This window comes from Psychrobacter sp. UBA2514 (assembly GCF_002341255.1).
GTDB lineage: Bacteria > Pseudomonadota > Gammaproteobacteria > Pseudomonadales > Moraxellaceae > Psychrobacter > Psychrobacter pacificensis.
In genome coordinates, this window is sequence record NZ_DDNS01000048.1 from 49,898 (window position 1) to 66,486 (window position 16,589).

The window sequence follows — 16,589 nt, forward strand, 5'->3', positions numbered from 1 at the left end:
ATCCCCCTGGGGACGCCACTATTTGGCGTCACTTGTTAGCACTCAATAAGACTAACAATGGTACCACCGAAACCCCCACTCATAATATGTTATGAGTGGGGGTTTTTATGTCTGCTCTTAATATCCAAGCTAGTTGTTTAAATAGAAAAAGCCAGCATTGATTCAATGCTGGCTTTTTCTTGTTTGTCTGCTCAACTAGATATAATTAGTATTTAGCTCGATGAGCAATCGTATGAACATACTTAAAATCATAAGAGAATTAACGCCTATAACTATATTATTTATTGATTACAGCATTAGCCATAGCAATGTGGCAGCTATCATCAAGCCGAGTACCGTCTGAATTAAAAAGAATGCTTGGTGTTGACCAACGACCTTACTCAACGTCACGCCTAGCGTACTGTATTTGACAGGAGGCGTATCAACGTTACCTGTTCTCGTTTGCTCTTCATAGTAGCCCTGCAATATGTCTAAGAACTTCTGCCACTCATTAGAATCCCACTCATACGGCTTAAATGGCATTAACTTTTTAAGCTCAGGCTCTTTAGTCATCCAACGCTCAAGGGTAATTGAACGTAATGACCAACTGGCAAAACGACGTTTGGTAATCTCAGAAAAATCTAAAACCTTCAATTCTTTATGTCGATCATCTATCAACAAACGATTTTTTAGGTTGGTTAGTGCCTGCTCTGAGCCTTCGACACACTGCAAAAAGTAGCCATTGCCATAGCAAAGAATACCCGTGATATTATCTATTTGATTGCGTTCGACCGAGGTCTCTGAGATATCATTAAGCGTGCTAGGACTTGAAAGACCAGTAGAGGTAATCCGGCTTATATATACAAGCTGGCAGAGATCTGTCGTTACTGGATTTGTTGAATCGTTGATTGTTGACAATCAGCTTCTCCCTATTATCAGGTAAATGTCGCTAAAACAATCATGCTAACTTCAGAAAATATAGAGACAACATAACTAAGCGTAATGAATCGATCTGATATATTATTGATTTTATAAGTTTTTTTATATTAATTGTATTAAGTTAGTTACATCATAGGTTAGATTGGTCATCAAAGCAACCTTTTATTAATTGATAGTCTTGCTTATATACAAAAAACATGTTTTAAATATATATTATATATTAAATTAATATATTTTAACTTTTATTGAATCTAAAACTTGCCGTGAAATTGATGCGATATTGACAGTCATTACCTTGAGCTATCTGATATAAATACGAAGCAAATCTATAGATTTGATTAATGTGAGAATTGGATATCAAGAATTGCTGCCAGTAATATGGCATCATCAGGATACGTAAGCTTGATGTTTTGTCGACTACCCGGCACCAAACGTATAGGTAGCGCTAAGTGCTCAAAAGCACTGGCTTCGTCTGTGATGCTAAGCTGATGTTCAGACACATAGCGTAGGACGCGTTTTAGCTGACCTAAACGAAAAACTTGCGGGGTTTGGGCTTGCCATATGTTGCTACGGTCAATAGTGCATTTCGCATAAGGAATGAGTCTATCTTTCTCAGTAGGTGTGATTTTCTGATGGGAGGTCTTCAACGTATCGGCCACCGGTGTCGCTAAAATAGCACCATAAGGCTCCCTCATCGCCGCTTTAATAACTCGATCGACATCTACACTCGGTACAGCGGGACGTGCCGCATCATGAATGAGTACTAAATCCGAATCATCGGCGCCTGACTCACTGATGGCCTCTACCCCTGCCTGCACTGATTGCCAACGCTCGGCCCCACCAACTGCGTAATATATAGGAAGCTCAAACTCTAGCTCCTGCGCTGTGCTGTCGTCTGCTGCTACGACCAATAGGCATTTATTAATATAATCGCTATGACCAAGCCTAGCCACGCTGTGCTGCAACAACGTCTGCTCTTGTAGCATTGTGTACTGTTTGGCAATGGATGCACCAAAACGGCTGCCGCGACCAGCTGCGACAATCATGGCATGTATATTAGGAGTTTTATTCATAGTGTGATACCGATGGTTGAACCCATGACGATATATTTAAAGAGAGATAGTGAAAATGATAAGAATGACGGATGGCTTTATAATAAATGATAATGCTTGATATCACATCATACAGATCGATAGCTATAGCTTAATAGCTACTATGCGTCGTTGGTGCAGTTGATACTTGGACAAAAGTTTCATTTGGTTTGATTAAGCCCAAATCTAAGCGAGCGTGCTCTTCTACCGCCTCAAGTCCAGTTTTTAGATCTTGCACATCGGTACGTAATAGATTGTTTGCTGCCACTTGGTTATCATTTAAGCGTTGTTGCTCTTCAATTTGAGCCGTCAACTTGCTATGTTCAAAATGGCCATTTTCCCCCAGCCAATACTGATATTGCAATCCCAAAAGCACTGCAACGGCTAGAGCAAGTAGTATAAATTGGCTAAAATATTTCATAAGATGACAACGCCAAACAACATAGAAAGAATGATATAAGAGTTTTAAGATAATTAGGCGATACACAAATGATTATATATCGCCTAGATTCAATGATAAGTTCGGCTTTTGAGCTTAGACTTTTTGACGCATATTACACGTTAAAAAGCCAAGTCAGTCTGTTAACCACGTAGACCGATAAACTCTTCACGGCCACGGTAGCTTGCACGTACTTGCTGCTCGATACGTAGCAATTGGTTGTACTTAGCAACACGGTCTGAGCGGCATAGTGAGCCTGTTTTGATCTGACCGGCAGCGGTACCAACTGCTAAATCCGCAATGGTGCTGTCCTCAGTCTCACCTGAACGATGTGAGATAATCGTGGCATAGCCATTTTTCTTCGCCATATAAATCGCATCTAGCGTCTCTGACAATGTACCGATTTGGTTGAACTTAATCAAAATGGCATTGGCAATATGCTTATCAATGCCTTCTTGCAAGATTGTAGGATTGGTCACAAATAGATCATCACCGACCAACTGGACTTTATCACCAATCTGCTCGGTCAGATACTTCCAACCATCCCAATCTGACTCATCAAGACCGTCTTCGATAGAGATAATAGGATACTGACGCGTGAGCCCAACGAGATAGTCTGAGAACCCTTGGCTATCAAAGGCCTTATTACCTTCGCCTGCCAAGACGTATTGACCGTTCTTGTAAAATTCACTAGCCGCACAGTCTAGCGCAAGATGAATGTCTTCACCCGCTTTGTAGCCGACTTGTTCGATCGCCTGCATAATAACCGTGATGGCTTCTTCGTTGCTACGTAGATTTGGTGCAAAACCACCTTCATCACCAACAGCGGTATTTAAGCCTTGTGATTTCAATACAGACTTTAAGCTGTGGAAAATCTCTGTACCAGCACGCAGCGCTTCTGAAAAGCTGGTAAAGCCAACTGGCTCAATCATAAACTCTTGAATATCAACGGTATTGTCCGCGTGCTCGCCACCATTTAGGATGTTCATCATTGGCACAGGCATGGTCAATGACGTCTGATTACGCAAGTTAGCAATATACTGATGCAATGGCAGATTCTGTGACTTGGCAGCCGCTTTGGCCGTCGCAAGTGACACCGCTAGCATGGCATTCGCACCAAGGCTCTCTTTGTTTTCTGTGCCGTCTAGCGCAATCATGGCATCATCAATACCCTGCTGTTCAGTCACATCTTTATCAATCAAAGCACTGCGAATCTGACTGTTGACGTTGGAAACGGCTTTTTTAACGCCTTTACCCATATAGCGAGATTTGTCGCCATCACGTAACTCAAGCGCTTCACGTGAGCCTGTGGATGCGCCACTTGGCGCCGCAGCACGGCCGACAGTGCCATCAGCTAAGATCACATCAGCTTCGATAGTTGGGTTGCCGCGCGAGTCTAAAATTTCACGAGCGCGAATGTCTTTAATTGCGGTGACGTTGTTGGTTTCTTCAGCGTACATAATGTCTGTTAATTCCTTTGGTCATGCCAAGTTTGTGAGATAAATAACGGCAGCTAGCATACAAAAAAGATAAAGAAAAATATCATATAGCCAATATACCTAGAATCCCTTCAAGCCTTTCTGCCATATGGCTGTATTTGCATATGAAGGAAGGCTTATTGAACAGATTAACGGTTGGCTATCGTGCTTGGCATCATAGCATATATTTTACCAAACTTCCCTTATCTTACACTGACTTGCGGTCATAAATATCATCATAGATAGGTATATCTCAAATACTCGTTTGGTCTACGTTGATGAAATATCAGTGCTAATACAGCAATTATTATTTCGCTAAACGCGTTTCATTGGTGTGCGGGTCAGATACCGTATTCTCAAGCGCAACCTCTGTCTTAAATCGTGTCAAGCGTAATGCATTCATCAAAACTGAGATGGAGCTGAGTGCCATCGCTGCTGCTGCAATCATCGGATTTAAGAAGCCCAAAGCGGCAAGCGGGATACCAAGGCAGTTATAAATGAAAGCAAAAAACAGATTTTGTTTAATATTGCGTAGCGTTGCTTGGGCAATCTTCTGCGCCGCATCAATATGCATGAGCGACTCGCCCATTAGACGGGCAGAAGCGCTGTGCTGCGCGACATCTGTTCCCTCAAACATTGCAAAGCTGGCATCGGCAGTGGCCATCGCTGGCGCATCATTGACCCCGTCTCCTGCCATCGCCACCTTATGACCAGCAGTTTGCAGCCGTGCAATTTGACTGGCCTTATCGCGTGGACTCATTTTGCCGTAAGCTTTTTCAATACCCAGCTGCCCTGCCACATGATCGACGACCGACTGCTTATCACCACTCATCAAGATCACATTAATACCCGCATTTTGTAGCGCAGTGATTGCTTGCGGGGTATCCGCTTTCAAGTCATCTGCTAAGGCAAATGCGCCTAGTGGCTCATCATTGATACTAATGGCAACGGTACTGGCAATTTGCCATACTTTTGGCATCAGCTTAGGTAACGTCATATTAGCAAATTCAGCCGTCCCGACGTTTACTCGTCCAAGTCCTTCGATGTTTGCCTGTATACCAGATCCTTTTATCACACTGATATCAGTCACATCGAACAAAGACAGCTGACGCTCTTTAGCCGCGTTGGTCAAAGCAGTTGCCAATGGATGACTGGCATGTGCTTCGACACTGGCGGCGATCTGCAAGACATCATTAACAGCGATCGACTTATCCATCATGACATGATCGACGATAGTGGGTCTGCCAATGGTCAGCGTGCCTGTCTTATCGAGCACCACCGTGTCAATATTCCCTGCCGCCTCGAGACTTTGCGCGTCTTTGAACCACACGCCATGACGCGCCGCAACCCCCATACCCGCCATGATAGCTGCTGGTGTGGCCAAACCAAGGGCACAAGGGCATGCAATGACCAATACTGATACGGCGTGCATCAAGGCAGTATCGACCATACCAGTCAGCCACCATGTTAGGCCAAAAGTAACCAACGCAATAGTGACCACGATTGGCACAAACACAGCAGTCACTCTATCCGCCAATCTTGCCAAGTTAGCTTTTGAGCCTTGCGCATCACTCAATGCTTGTACCATATCGCCCAGCTTGGTGTCACTACCCTTGGCACTGACGCGATAGAGCAAACTACCATTCTCCACCAAAGCACCTGCCAGTAATCCATCGCCCACTTCTTTTTTAAGGGCAATTGACTCACCTGTTAAGTGACTCTCCACGCACCAGCCGCTACCATCTGTGACGATGCCATCGGTCGCGATACGGCTACCTTGCTTGGCACGTAGGATGTCACCTACTTGTACATCAGACAGTGCAATAGAGTGAAAATCACCATTTGGCTGCTGCTGCTCGACTTCATCAGGCGTTAATGACAATAATAAATCAATGCTGTTGAGGCTATGCTTCTTGGTACGTTCCTCTAAGTATTTACCAGTCCGCACAAACGCAATGACCATCACCCCTGCTTCAAAATATACGGCTGGGCTATTACTAGCACCGTGTCCGCCCATGTGTCCACTTTGCAAGAGGCTCCCCAAAGTGCCATCGCCATGAGTAAGCCACAGATAAGCCGAATATGCCCATATCGTCACGGTACCAATCACCACCAGTACATCCATATTGGCAAGACCGCCTTTGATGGATGCCCATGCGCTCTTATAGAATGGTAACGCAAAGCCAAACTGTACAATCGTCGCTAAAATAAACTGAATCCAAATGGGCGGCATCCACGCCATCCCAGCACCCACCAACATGCCTGCCATACCCACCAAAAATGGCACCAAACACAACCATAAACCAATCAATCGCCATGGATATTGGGTGGCTGTGTCTTCATCTGTTTTTGCAAATAAACTGTCGCTGGCCTGTAGATTGGCAACAAAACCCGTCTTGTTTACCCATTCTGTGACCTGTTCTGGCGTCGTTTGCGTCGGATCATAATCTACATTTGCCGTCTCACCAGCAAAATTCACACTCACTTCATACACCGAAGGCTTTTTATTCAGCACCTTTTCGATTCGTGAAGCACAGGCCTGACACGTCATGCCATCAATCGCCAATTGCAGATGCGCACGTTGCGGTGCAAGTGGCGTATTTGATTGAATGTCAGTCTCGACATCGTAGGATCCATCACTAGTGGTACGGGTAGTATCATTCATAAAAATAACTCTTTATAGCGTCTATATACTCATAGAAGCCATAATAAAATATCAGTGGATTGACAAAAAAATCAAATGAAACAAGTAAAACACGATAACAATCAGTATGAATACGCTGTTTAGGCTACCCAGTTATTATAGACAGACATATTGCAATATATTCAGGTAGCACCTATTAGATGGTCACAACCATCATCTATTCAAGTAAGCCTCAATCATTTAGTAAATAGCAGCAAACTAGGACAGCCATGGACGTAATCTATAGTCAGAATTTTTAACCATTAAAAAACCAGCTAACATGCCAGTAATAACATGGTAGCTGGTTTTGTAGATAGATGACGACATTTATGAATTAGCGACAGTCGCCTCAAATCCAGCCTCATCAATGGCCGAAGCAATCGCTTCTGCACTGGTTTTGCTATCATCAAAGGTGACCGTCGCTAGATTGTCAGCTAGATCAACGGTGATCGTATCTAAACCGTCGATGTCGGCAGTAGCAGTATGTACACTTGCCACACAGCCGCTGCAAGTCATGCCATCAATTTGAATAATACGTGTTTGGCTTGCCATGGTTAGCTCCTTATTTTTATTAGTGAAAAGTAGCCTTGATAGCTGTTCTTCAATATTTACTTCTCAAAACCTATCAAAGTACCACTAAACAAGCATAAGCCCTATCATCAGCGACAGCAAGACACTTTGGTTGTTACTTTATTAACGAGATGCTATTAACAAGACAGGAACTTCTTAATAAAAACCTGAACGCTACTCATTGCTTATGTAGCATTCAGATCGTCCATATATCTTAGTCTCTATGATGCGGATTTTGCGGCGCATCGATAGGAAATGGCTGAGTCACATAATCAACCATACTAATCGCCGCCGTCAAAGCATGAATACTCGTATCCGTATCATCATAACTGACCGTTGCAACATCATGCACAGGATCTAGATCGATAGCAGTCACGCCTGAGATATTCTTAAGAGCGGTCATTACACTATCTAGACCATCTTCATCGTCGATATTTTCTATACTGACTTGTGCGGTTTGAATCGCCATTGCATCACCCTCTTATCATTTATAATATCAATGAGTATCTAATGTCTCAAAACCTTTGACCAAATCATCAATCTGCTTTAGCTGACGCAAAAACGGCGCCAACTGGCTGGTTCTGAGCGCACAGGGGCCATCGCATTTTGCCACCTCTGGGTTTGGATGCGCTTCTAAAAACAGCCCTGCAAGCCCTGTCGCCATACCAGCCCGCGCCAGCGTGGTGATTTGCTCGCGGCGACCACCAGCACTATCACTACGCGCGCCTGGCTGCTGCAAACTGTGGGTCACATCAAAAAACACCGGTACGTTCATTTGTTTCATGGTATCAAACCCGAGCATATCCACGACCAAATTGTTATAACCAAAGGCACTGCCGCGCTCACAAAGTATGAGCTTATCATTGCCGCCTTCCAAGCATTTATTGATGATATGACGCATTTCATGCGGCGCTAAAAACTGCGCTTTTTTGATATTGATGATGGCATCTGTCTTTGCCATCGCATGCACCAAGTCAGTCTGACGCGACAAAAACGCAGGCAGCTGAATGATATCGGCGACCTCTGCGACCGGTGCGGCTTGATACGGCTCGTGTACATCGGTGATAATCGGTACTTGAAACTTTTCTTTGATTTGCCCCAGCCAGTCGATGCCTTTTTCTAAGCCTGGGCCTCGGTAAGAATGCAAACTAGAGCGATTGGCTTTATCAAAGCTGGCTTTAAACACATAGCCGATGCCCAAACACTGACATATCTCGACATACTGCTCTGCAATCTCAAACGCCATCTCTTTCGATTCTAAGACATTCATGCCGCCAAACAACACAAAAGGTTGGTCATTGCCAATATTGATCGTCTCGTTATTAGGCGTGTTAAGCGCGATATGTGATTGCGCGTTCAATAAGTTTTCCATTCAGCCGTTACCTCTTATCTTGTTATAAATAGGTCGATACCGTATTGTAACCGATAGCTTGACGAAAAAAAGTATGCAAGCGTAATTACCGACTCTTAATATCAATAACTACCAAATAATATGTCTCGTTGCTCAATATTAAGCCGAAAAAAAGACCAATCCGAAGATCAGTCTTTTTATAGTAATGCTGTTATCGCATAGCATTTATGATTGATGCGAGCACAATTATTACCGGGTCACTCATAGCTTTTTTAATAGTAGCAACTCTCTCTACTAAGCAGCGGTTACTTCCTACTACGCTAACGGCTACTTCGTTTCGCCATGGTTTTTTGCCGCTTTGACAAAGCTATTAAACAGCGGATGACCACCGCGTGGCGAGCTGGTAAACTCAGGATGGAACTGTACGGCGATAAACCATGGATGATCTGCAATCTCAACCGACTCTACCAAATGCTGTTTGGCAGAATAACCCGAGATACTCATACCGGCTTGCTCTAGTGGCTCAATATAACGGTTATTCATCTCATAACGATGGCGATGACGCTCAGTGATGTTTTTGGTGCCATAAATCTGAGCAAGCTTGCTACCAGAAACCAGCTCTGCTTGCTGCGCGCCTAGGCGCATGGTACCGCCGAGATCTGAATCATCGCTACGAATCTGTAGCTCGCCGCGCTCATCTAGCCATTCAGTGATCAGACCGATGATAGGCTCAGCGGTAGTACGATGAAACTCAGAAGAGTTGGCATCGATATGCAGCACATTACGGGCGTATTCAATCACCGCCAACTGCATACCCAGACAGATACCCAAATACGGCACTTTGTTTTCGCGGGCGTAAGTGATGGCTCTCATTTTACCAGTGGTACCGCGCTCACCAAAACCACCTGGGACCAAAATCGCATCGGCATCGTTTAGACGCGCATACAGCTCATCGTCCGTCTCTAGTAGCTCAGCATCGATATAGTCAATTTTGACATCTGACTGATGCACGATACCGGCATGTAGCAACGCTTCGTTGATCGACTTATAAGCGTCTGGTAACTCGACATATTTGCCGACCATCGCCACCGTCACTACCGCTTGAGGGTTGAGCTGGGCTTCGACCACTTTGTCCCAATCGCTCAAATCCGCTTCAGGGACGTCAAGACCAAAACGCTCACAGATTAGATCGTCAAGATCTTGCTCATGTAGGGTGCGCGGGATTTGATAGATACTTTGGGCATCTTCACACATGATGACTGCGCGCTCTTCGACATTGGTAAACAGCGCAATCTTGCGGCGGTTGTCTTGCGAGATATGGTGCTCAGAGCGGCAGATGAGAATATCTGGCTGCAGACCGATAGAGCGTAGCTCTTTGACTGAATGCTGGGTCGGCTTGGTTTTGGTTTCGCCGGCACTAGCGATATAAGGCACTAGCGTTAGATGCATGAGCATAGCGCGATTGCGACCAAGCTCTACTTGCATCTGACGTACCGCTTCCATAAATGGCAGCGACTCGATGTCACCGACTGTACCGCCAATCTCGATGATGGCGATATCATAGCCTTCGCCACTGGCAAGAATCTTACTTTTGATTTCATCAGTGATGTGCGGGATGACCTGTACCGTACCACCCAAATATTCACCGCGGCGCTCTTTGTTTAGCACGTTTTGATAGATACGACCACTGGTGAAGTTGTTGCTCTTACTCATCTTAGAGTGGCGTAAGAAGCGCTCATAATAGCCCAAGTCCAAATCGGTCTCAGCGCCATCTTCGGTGACGAACACTTCGCCATGCTGGAACGGACTCATCGTACCTGGATCGACGTTGATATACGGATCCATTTTGGTCATCGTCACGCTCACGCCACGTGCTTCAAGGACTGCGGCAAGAGAGGCTGCGGTAATACCTTTTCCTAGTGAGGACACTACCCCACCGGTCACAAATATAAACTTGGTCATAGTACTCTGTCGGTAATTGGTAAAGAAGGATTTTACTAAAAATACGCTACAAAATATAGGGCAAAAGCGCAAACTCTTTAAAACACTCAGTTTTTAACGCTTAATTGTCATAAGTGCGTAATCATCGTAAATACGTAGCTATTATAACCCACTGCGGCTTTAAAAAGGTCACAACAAAAAAACTCACCCCGAAGGATGAGTTTTTTATAATACGTTTTCTAATGTTTAGATTAGAATTTGTATTCAATACCCGTACCTACAATCAAGTCATCTTTGTTATTGTCACGGCTGATTTGCCCTGCATAAATATGACCCGTGGTCGCTTTATTGAATGCATATTCTCCACCAACTGCGATTTCATTTACATCAGCATCTTTTACGCCTTTTTCGTCAGTGGTATTAACATACTGTGCTTTAACTGCCCAAGGTGTTGCACCAACTTTATATTTACCACTAATTAGCCAAGATTTTTCATCTTCACTGGCTTTGTTAACGCGGTTGTTGTTAACGATGCTATAATTATCGTAGTATTGGCTTTGTTGGTATAGAGCACCTAAAGTTAAGCCCGAAACCATATTCATTTTGCCCATATCTAAACCAGCAACCAAACGCCACGTATTATCAATCACGCCAGTATTTACATTGTTAGCACCCATGTCTTTGTCATAAGCACCGGCTAGATAAACACCATTTTTGTCATAGGCTAATAAAGCAGAATAACCGTTATCTTTTACTTTTCTATCACGATAGACTGCAGGCTTCGTATCAGATGCTGCGGAAACGAGAATATCACCGTCGGCATCAGTTTCTGATAATGCGGTAGCTGCCATAAAACTCACTGGCATACCGACAATAACAGGTGATTGATAGGCCACCATATTGTTAGCACGGTATTCACCTGAAACACCCGCATTTTTAATATCAAATAAGCTATCATTAAACACGTCAACTTTGTTTTGTGCAAGTTTCAATGGGGTATCATGGCGTCCCGCTAGTACAGTACCTAAAGTGTTGTGGGCTAAGCCTACATAAGTATTACGTGATCTAAACTGTTGGCTATCGTCATCAACATCAATACCATATTCCAATTGATAGACTAATTTAGTGGTATCAGTAAGATCATCTTCACCTTTAAAACCAATACGTGATTGATTAGAGTTAAGTTTAAATGTATCTTCATCTGTCTTGTTAGCTGCATCGTAGTCTGTACTAACATAATCTAAGGTTAAAAATGCTTTACCATATACAGTTGGCGCAGCATGGGCAGCAGAAACTGAAAGTGCAGCGACGGCTGTGGCTAAAAGTAATTTTTTCAAAGGATATCTCCACTTTACGATTTGAGTGATAAATGGTCTAAGATCATTAGATATATAATGGCAGGGTGACTACCCTATAGAACATTTATATATATGAGCTAGAAGCATTACTTAGACACAACTTTACCAACCAAATATTACAGTAAGGTGAAAAAACCAAAATTTACACAAATGTTATTATTAATTTTACGGATTCTGTTATTTAAGACACGCTGTTGTTCAAGACACAGTATTGATTACAAAACAAAAAAACCCACCCCGAAGGATGAGTTTTTTATTTAGATTCTAATGGTTAGACTAGAATAAGTATTCTAGACCGCCACCGATAGCGAGTACATCAATATCACCACGTAAGTCGATTTCATTAACATTGCCGTCTTCGTCTCTCGAACCAAAACGACCATTGTTTAATTCCGCTGAATTTAGACCAGCATAGGCATGAGCGATCATATTATTTTTAAACGCATATTTGCCACCTACAACGACTTGATTTGAGTCATTATTCTCAAGACCACTGATATTGTCGGTTTTGTCATACTGAATATAAACAGAGGCTGGACGGGCAAAATTCGAAAGACCCATTTCAGCACTCACCACTAAACCGTCCTCTGTTGCAGTAGTAGTACCGGCATAGTCAGCTTCTTGATATAGAACGCCTAACTTTACAGGAGCTGCGATATATTTACCTAAATCGACGCTAGCACTGCCACGGATAATATCACCACTAACACTCATGTCTTGCTCATAAGCAATACCAGCGGTAATGCCTGTACCTGGATCAAACATCAATGAGGCACCATAGCCTGCGTCACGACCACTCTCAGATATAAAGTCTTCATCAGCACCATACATCAGCGCAAGCGCTAATGGTAGATCGTTGTATTTAGGAGCAAACCAGATGATAGAGTTGTTGATACGGTTACCAACGGTCGGGGTCAAAATATTAGCAAAGCTGTCGTTGTTGTTCAGAGTACTAGAGCCAAGATTATCCCAATAACCTTCATTAACTGATACGTTATTGATATAGTCAATGACTGTGTAGTTACGACCAAAACGGAACTGACCGAAGTCTTTGTTTACTAGACCAAGATAAGTGTCACGGCTTTTGAAGCCAATGTTATCGCTACCACTATCATCAACTTTAACGCCGTACTCTAATTGGTAAATTACGTCAGTGTTGGCCGTTATCGCTTCAGAGCCTCTGAAGCCTAAACGTGAAATATTAGAATTAACTTGTAATGAACCGTTGTCTTCATTAATTCTGTTATTATTATCCATATTCTGACCATCAATTTCAGCATTAACGTAATCAGTAGTAACGAATACTTTACCATAAACGGTAGGTGCTGCCTGTGCGGCAGATACAGATAGGGCTGCGATTGCTGTAGCTAAAAGTAGTTTTTTCATGGGGTATCTCCACTTTACAATTGTAGTAATGAGCAAGCCATTATTAGCTGGCGCCCATAATGGTATCGTCACAAATCCTCAAAGATATAATGTGTAACTGGCTACCAAGTTTAGTCAGAAACAAGTATGGCGAATTTCTATTACAGTTAAGATAAAAAACCATGACTCACATAACTGGGATTAAAAACGTAACTGCCATGTAAACTTAAGTCTTATGCGTCCTACTGCGTAACATCCGTTACCAAACTCATACTTCGAGTACAAGCATAACAACTTTGACATAATTTGCAACATATTTTTTCGCTTTTTCGATACCCCCAGTATCAAATGACAAGTCACCTATAAAATCCAAATAGCTACAAAAAAAAGCACTATCTACTCAAGCAGATAGCGCTTTTATTGATTAATATCATTACTTATAGTATTAAAATATTTTAATAAAAACAAAATAATTGCCCAAGAAATAGCGCTATCCATTGATAAATAAATAGCGCTTATGAAGAATCGACCAACGTATTTATGACATATTTAGCGTTACAAACGAGCAAGATTAGATACTACACCTTAGACTTCAGCATACGCTAAAATACCCATTGCTAAGCCGGCCTCTCTAAGCATTGGCTTTTAGATCAAGGCGCGCTTGATGCAACAATGGTTCAGTATAGCCGCTAGGTTGCGCGCGTCCTTTAAAGACCAAATCACAGGCTGCTTTAAATGCATAAGAGTTATCAAAGTTATCTGCCATTGGCTGGTAATCACTATCGCCTGCATTTTGCTCATCGACGACTTTTGCCATACGTTTCATTGTGTCCATCACTTGCTGCTCGCTTACCACATCATGATGTAACCAATTGGCAATATGCTGGCTAGAGATACGTAAGGTAGCACGATCTTCCATCAAGCCAACATCATTGATATCAGGTACTTTGGAACAGCCTACGCCTTGGTTTACCCAACGTACCACATACCCTAAGATACCTTGAGCATTATTTTCAAGCTCTTGCTGCTTCTCTTCTTCTGTCCAATTGGTATTTTTTGCCAATGGAATGGTCAAAATATCATCTAAGCTCGCACGCTCACGTGATTTAAGCGTATCTTGTACATCGGCCACGCTAACTTGATGATAGTGTATGCTGTGCAAGGTAGCGCCCGTTGGTGAGGGTACCCAAGCCGTACTGGCACCAGATTTCGGATGAGCCGCTTTGGTGTCCATCATCTCTTTCATCTCATCAGGTTTTGCCCACATACCTTTACCAATTTGAGCATGACCTTGCAGACCAGTCTCTAGACCGATATCAACGTTCCACTGCTCATACGCAGGTAGCCATGCTTGCGACTTCATGTCGCCTTTTGGCACGAACGGACCGGCATTCATACTGGTATGCATCTCATCACCCGTACGATCTAAGAAACCTGTATTAATAAAGATAACACGCTCTTTTGCTTGGCGAATCGCTTCTTTCAGATTGACTGTGGTACGGCGCTCTTCGTCCATGATACCGATTTTGAGCGTATTACGCTCTAGACCCAATAAGTCCTCTGATGCGTTGAACAAATCATTGGCCATTTTAACTTCTTCAGGGCCATGCATTTTTGGCTTCACAATATACATAGAGCCTTGGCGTGAGTTTGATAGCTCGTTTTTGCCTTTGATATCATTGAGTGATAATAATGGTGTGATTAAACCATCCATTAAGCCTTCAAATATTTGCTCTTGGCCATTGCCTAAATCAACCAAAATTGCGGGGTTCTGCATGAGATGACCCACGTTACGAATCAAGAGTAGCGAACGACCTGGCAAAATCAGCTTACCGCCATCAGGTGTATTATATTCACGATCTGGGTTTTGTTTGCGAGTACGGGTTTTGCCACCTTTTTCAAAGGTCTCTTGTAGATCGCCGTTCATCAAGCCAAGCCAATTGCGATAGACTTCCACTTTTTCTTCTGCATCTACAGCAGCGACCGAATCTTCACAATCTTGAATCGCAGTCATGGCTGACTCAAGCAAGACATCTTTGATATTTGCTGGGTCATCTTTGCCAACTGGATGATTGGCATCTATTTGAATCTCAGCATGCAAGCCATTGTTTTTGAGCAAAATACCAGAGGGGCTATCTGCCTCGCCGACATAACCGACAAACTTAGCCGTATCTTTTAGCTCGGTACTGCTATCACCCTGTACGACTTCAAGCTTGCCATCGACTACTTTAAAACTGGTCACATCATTGTAAGAGCCTGATGCTAGTGTGAAGTGCTCATCTAAAAATGCTTTGGCATAAGCGACAACAGCAGCACCGCGAGTAGGATTATAGCTACCACTCGCTTCTTGACCATTGTCACTACTGATAACATCGGTGCCATACAACGCATCATATAGGCTGCCCCAACGTGCGTTGGTCGCATTTAATGCATAACGAGCGTTACGTACTGGTACGACCAGCTGCGGCCCTGCGATATGCGCGATTTCGTCATCGACATTTTCTGTACTGACCGTAAAGTCATCACCTTCTGGCAACAGATATCCAATTTCCTTCAAAAACGCTTTATAAGCTGGATAATCGATTTCGCCATCTTTTGCAGGGTGTTGTAGGTGCCACTCATCAATCTGTGCTTGAATCTTGTCTCGAGTTTCTAGCAACGCTTTATTACGTGGCGTAAATTCCTTGATAACCTTCTCAAAACCTGACCAATAACTGTCTGAATCAACACCAACTTTTGGCAGCACTTCGTTTTCAATAAAGTCATACAACTGTTGGTCGATGGCAAGAATGCCTTTTTGAATGCGATTGGCGTTAGAAGACTGGCCCATGTCGTTATCCTTATCTATTGGTGAGTATTGGTAATACTAAATTGCTACAGCGACTATTTAAGACACGTTATTTTTATCAACAATTATTTATACAATGAAAGATATCATTGCTACCTACGACAACCTATGGTATTTAATGCTGATAAATAATTATTCATTAAAGAGTTTTTCATCAGCCCTAAAATAGACTGTATAAATCTTCTGTTTTGATACAAGAATTGTCATTGGTATAATGCTTGCGATTCTCTACTAAGTGCTATTGATAGCAAGACACTGTGACTAAAGAGCAAAATCTCATCCTACTATCAAATAATAAAATAAACAAGCAAACGCCATTTAGAAAATAAATATTGGGGTTGTATAATAATGATATCGTATAAGACGTAAGCCTCACAGATCATGAATACTATCTAGAAATTAATGAATGCTCAGTTGAGACTAAACTGTAAGTAATCATTACCATTTATAGTTATATAGTGAAACCATTATAAAAATGGTATAGCAAGATTAAACGCTATTTTTCGCAGCCTCTGGAGACGCAGTCACAGCAAGCAAGAAAAGTAGC

12 protein-coding genes are annotated in these 16,589 nt (G+C 42.9%); all 12 read right to left on the reverse strand.

The features are described from left to right. Nucleotides 1–288 precede the first annotated feature (288 nt). The gene (locus tag B3V51_RS11610; RefSeq protein WP_093071331.1) at nt 289–897 is read right to left on the reverse strand and encodes a BLUF domain-containing protein; all 609 of its coding nucleotides are present in this window, start codon (nt 895–897) and stop codon (nt 289–291) included. Between the two features lie 359 nt (nt 898–1,256). After that, on the reverse strand, nt 1,257–1,991 hold the full coding sequence (gene ispD / locus B3V51_RS11615) for a 2-C-methyl-D-erythritol 4-phosphate cytidylyltransferase (protein ID WP_093071333.1): 735 nt from the start codon (nt 1,989–1,991) through the stop codon (nt 1,257–1,259). 130 nt (nt 1,992–2,121) lie between these two features. Next, entirely contained in the window at nt 2,122–2,430 is a 309-nt protein-coding gene (locus B3V51_RS11620) for a septum formation initiator family protein (protein ID WP_093071244.1), read from the reverse strand. Nucleotides 2,431–2,591: 161 nt separating this feature from the next. Then, on the reverse strand, nt 2,592–3,908 hold the full coding sequence (eno, locus tag B3V51_RS11625) for a phosphopyruvate hydratase (RefSeq protein ID WP_058024089.1): 1,317 nt from the start codon (nt 3,906–3,908) through the stop codon (nt 2,592–2,594). A gap of 325 nt (nt 3,909–4,233) precedes the next feature. After that, a complete protein-coding gene (locus B3V51_RS11630) occupies nt 4,234–6,591 on the reverse strand; it encodes a heavy metal translocating P-type ATPase (RefSeq protein WP_186473910.1) in 2,358 nt (785 codons plus the stop codon). A 345-nt stretch (nt 6,592–6,936) separates the two neighbouring features. After that, a complete protein-coding gene (locus B3V51_RS11635; RefSeq protein WP_071002129.1) occupies nt 6,937–7,161 on the reverse strand; it encodes a heavy-metal-associated domain-containing protein in 225 nt (74 codons plus the stop codon). 232 nt (nt 7,162–7,393) lie between these two features. After that, entirely contained in the window at nt 7,394–7,648 is a 255-nt protein-coding gene (locus tag B3V51_RS11640; protein ID WP_093071246.1) for a heavy-metal-associated domain-containing protein, read from the reverse strand. 27 nt (nt 7,649–7,675) lie between these two features. Next, the gene (kdsA, locus tag B3V51_RS11645; protein ID WP_286708467.1) at nt 7,676–8,551 is read right to left on the reverse strand and encodes a 3-deoxy-8-phosphooctulonate synthase; all 876 of its coding nucleotides are present in this window, start codon (nt 8,549–8,551) and stop codon (nt 7,676–7,678) included. Between the two features lie 306 nt (nt 8,552–8,857). After that, a complete protein-coding gene (locus tag B3V51_RS11650; protein WP_286708468.1) occupies nt 8,858–10,492 on the reverse strand; it encodes a CTP synthase in 1,635 nt (544 codons plus the stop codon). Between the two features lie 230 nt (nt 10,493–10,722). Continuing rightward, nucleotides 10,723–11,808, reverse strand: coding sequence for a porin (locus tag B3V51_RS11655; protein WP_286708469.1), 1,086 nt, complete (start codon nt 11,806–11,808; stop codon nt 10,723–10,725). 297 nt (nt 11,809–12,105) lie between these two features. Further along, nucleotides 12,106–13,215 (reverse strand): porin, encoded by a 1,110-nt coding sequence (locus B3V51_RS11660; protein ID WP_071002135.1) that lies wholly within the window; start codon nt 13,213–13,215, stop codon nt 12,106–12,108. 610 nt (nt 13,216–13,825) lie between these two features. Next, complete coding sequence (locus B3V51_RS11665; protein WP_286708470.1) at nt 13,826–16,024, reverse strand: malate synthase G; 2,199 nt, start codon at nt 16,022–16,024, stop codon at nt 13,826–13,828. Nucleotides 16,025–16,589: the final 565 nt, after the last annotated feature.

Bases quoted from the DNA above. Each gene is read 5' to 3' on its own strand.
- ispD (WP_093071333.1), bottom strand. From the start codon at position 1,991: ATGAATAAAACTCCTAATATACATGCCATGATTGTCGCAGCTGGTCGC.
- B3V51_RS11620 (WP_093071244.1), bottom strand. From the start codon at position 2,430: ATGAAATATTTTAGCCAATTTATACTACTTGCTCTAGCCGTTGCAGTG.
- eno (WP_058024089.1), bottom strand. From the start codon at position 3,908: ATGTACGCTGAAGAAACCAACAACGTCACCGCAATTAAAGACATTCGC.
- B3V51_RS11630 (WP_186473910.1), bottom strand. From the start codon at position 6,591: ATGAATGATACTACCCGTACCACTAGTGATGGATCCTACGATGTCGAG.
- B3V51_RS11635 (WP_071002129.1), bottom strand. From the start codon at position 7,161: ATGGCAAGCCAAACACGTATTATTCAAATTGATGGCATGACTTGCAGC.
- B3V51_RS11640 (WP_093071246.1), bottom strand. From the start codon at position 7,648: ATGGCGATTCAAACCGCACAAGTCAGTATAGAAAATATCGACGATGAA.
- kdsA (WP_286708467.1), bottom strand. From the start codon at position 8,551: ATGGAAAACTTATTGAACGCGCAATCACATATCGCGCTTAACACGCCT.
- B3V51_RS11650 (WP_286708468.1), bottom strand. From the start codon at position 10,492: ATGACCAAGTTTATATTTGTGACCGGTGGGGTAGTGTCCTCACTAGGA.
- B3V51_RS11660 (WP_071002135.1), bottom strand. From the start codon at position 13,215: ATGAAAAAACTACTTTTAGCTACAGCAATCGCAGCCCTATCTGTATCT.
- B3V51_RS11665 (WP_286708470.1), bottom strand. From the start codon at position 16,024: ATGGGCCAGTCTTCTAACGCCAATCGCATTCAAAAAGGCATTCTTGCC.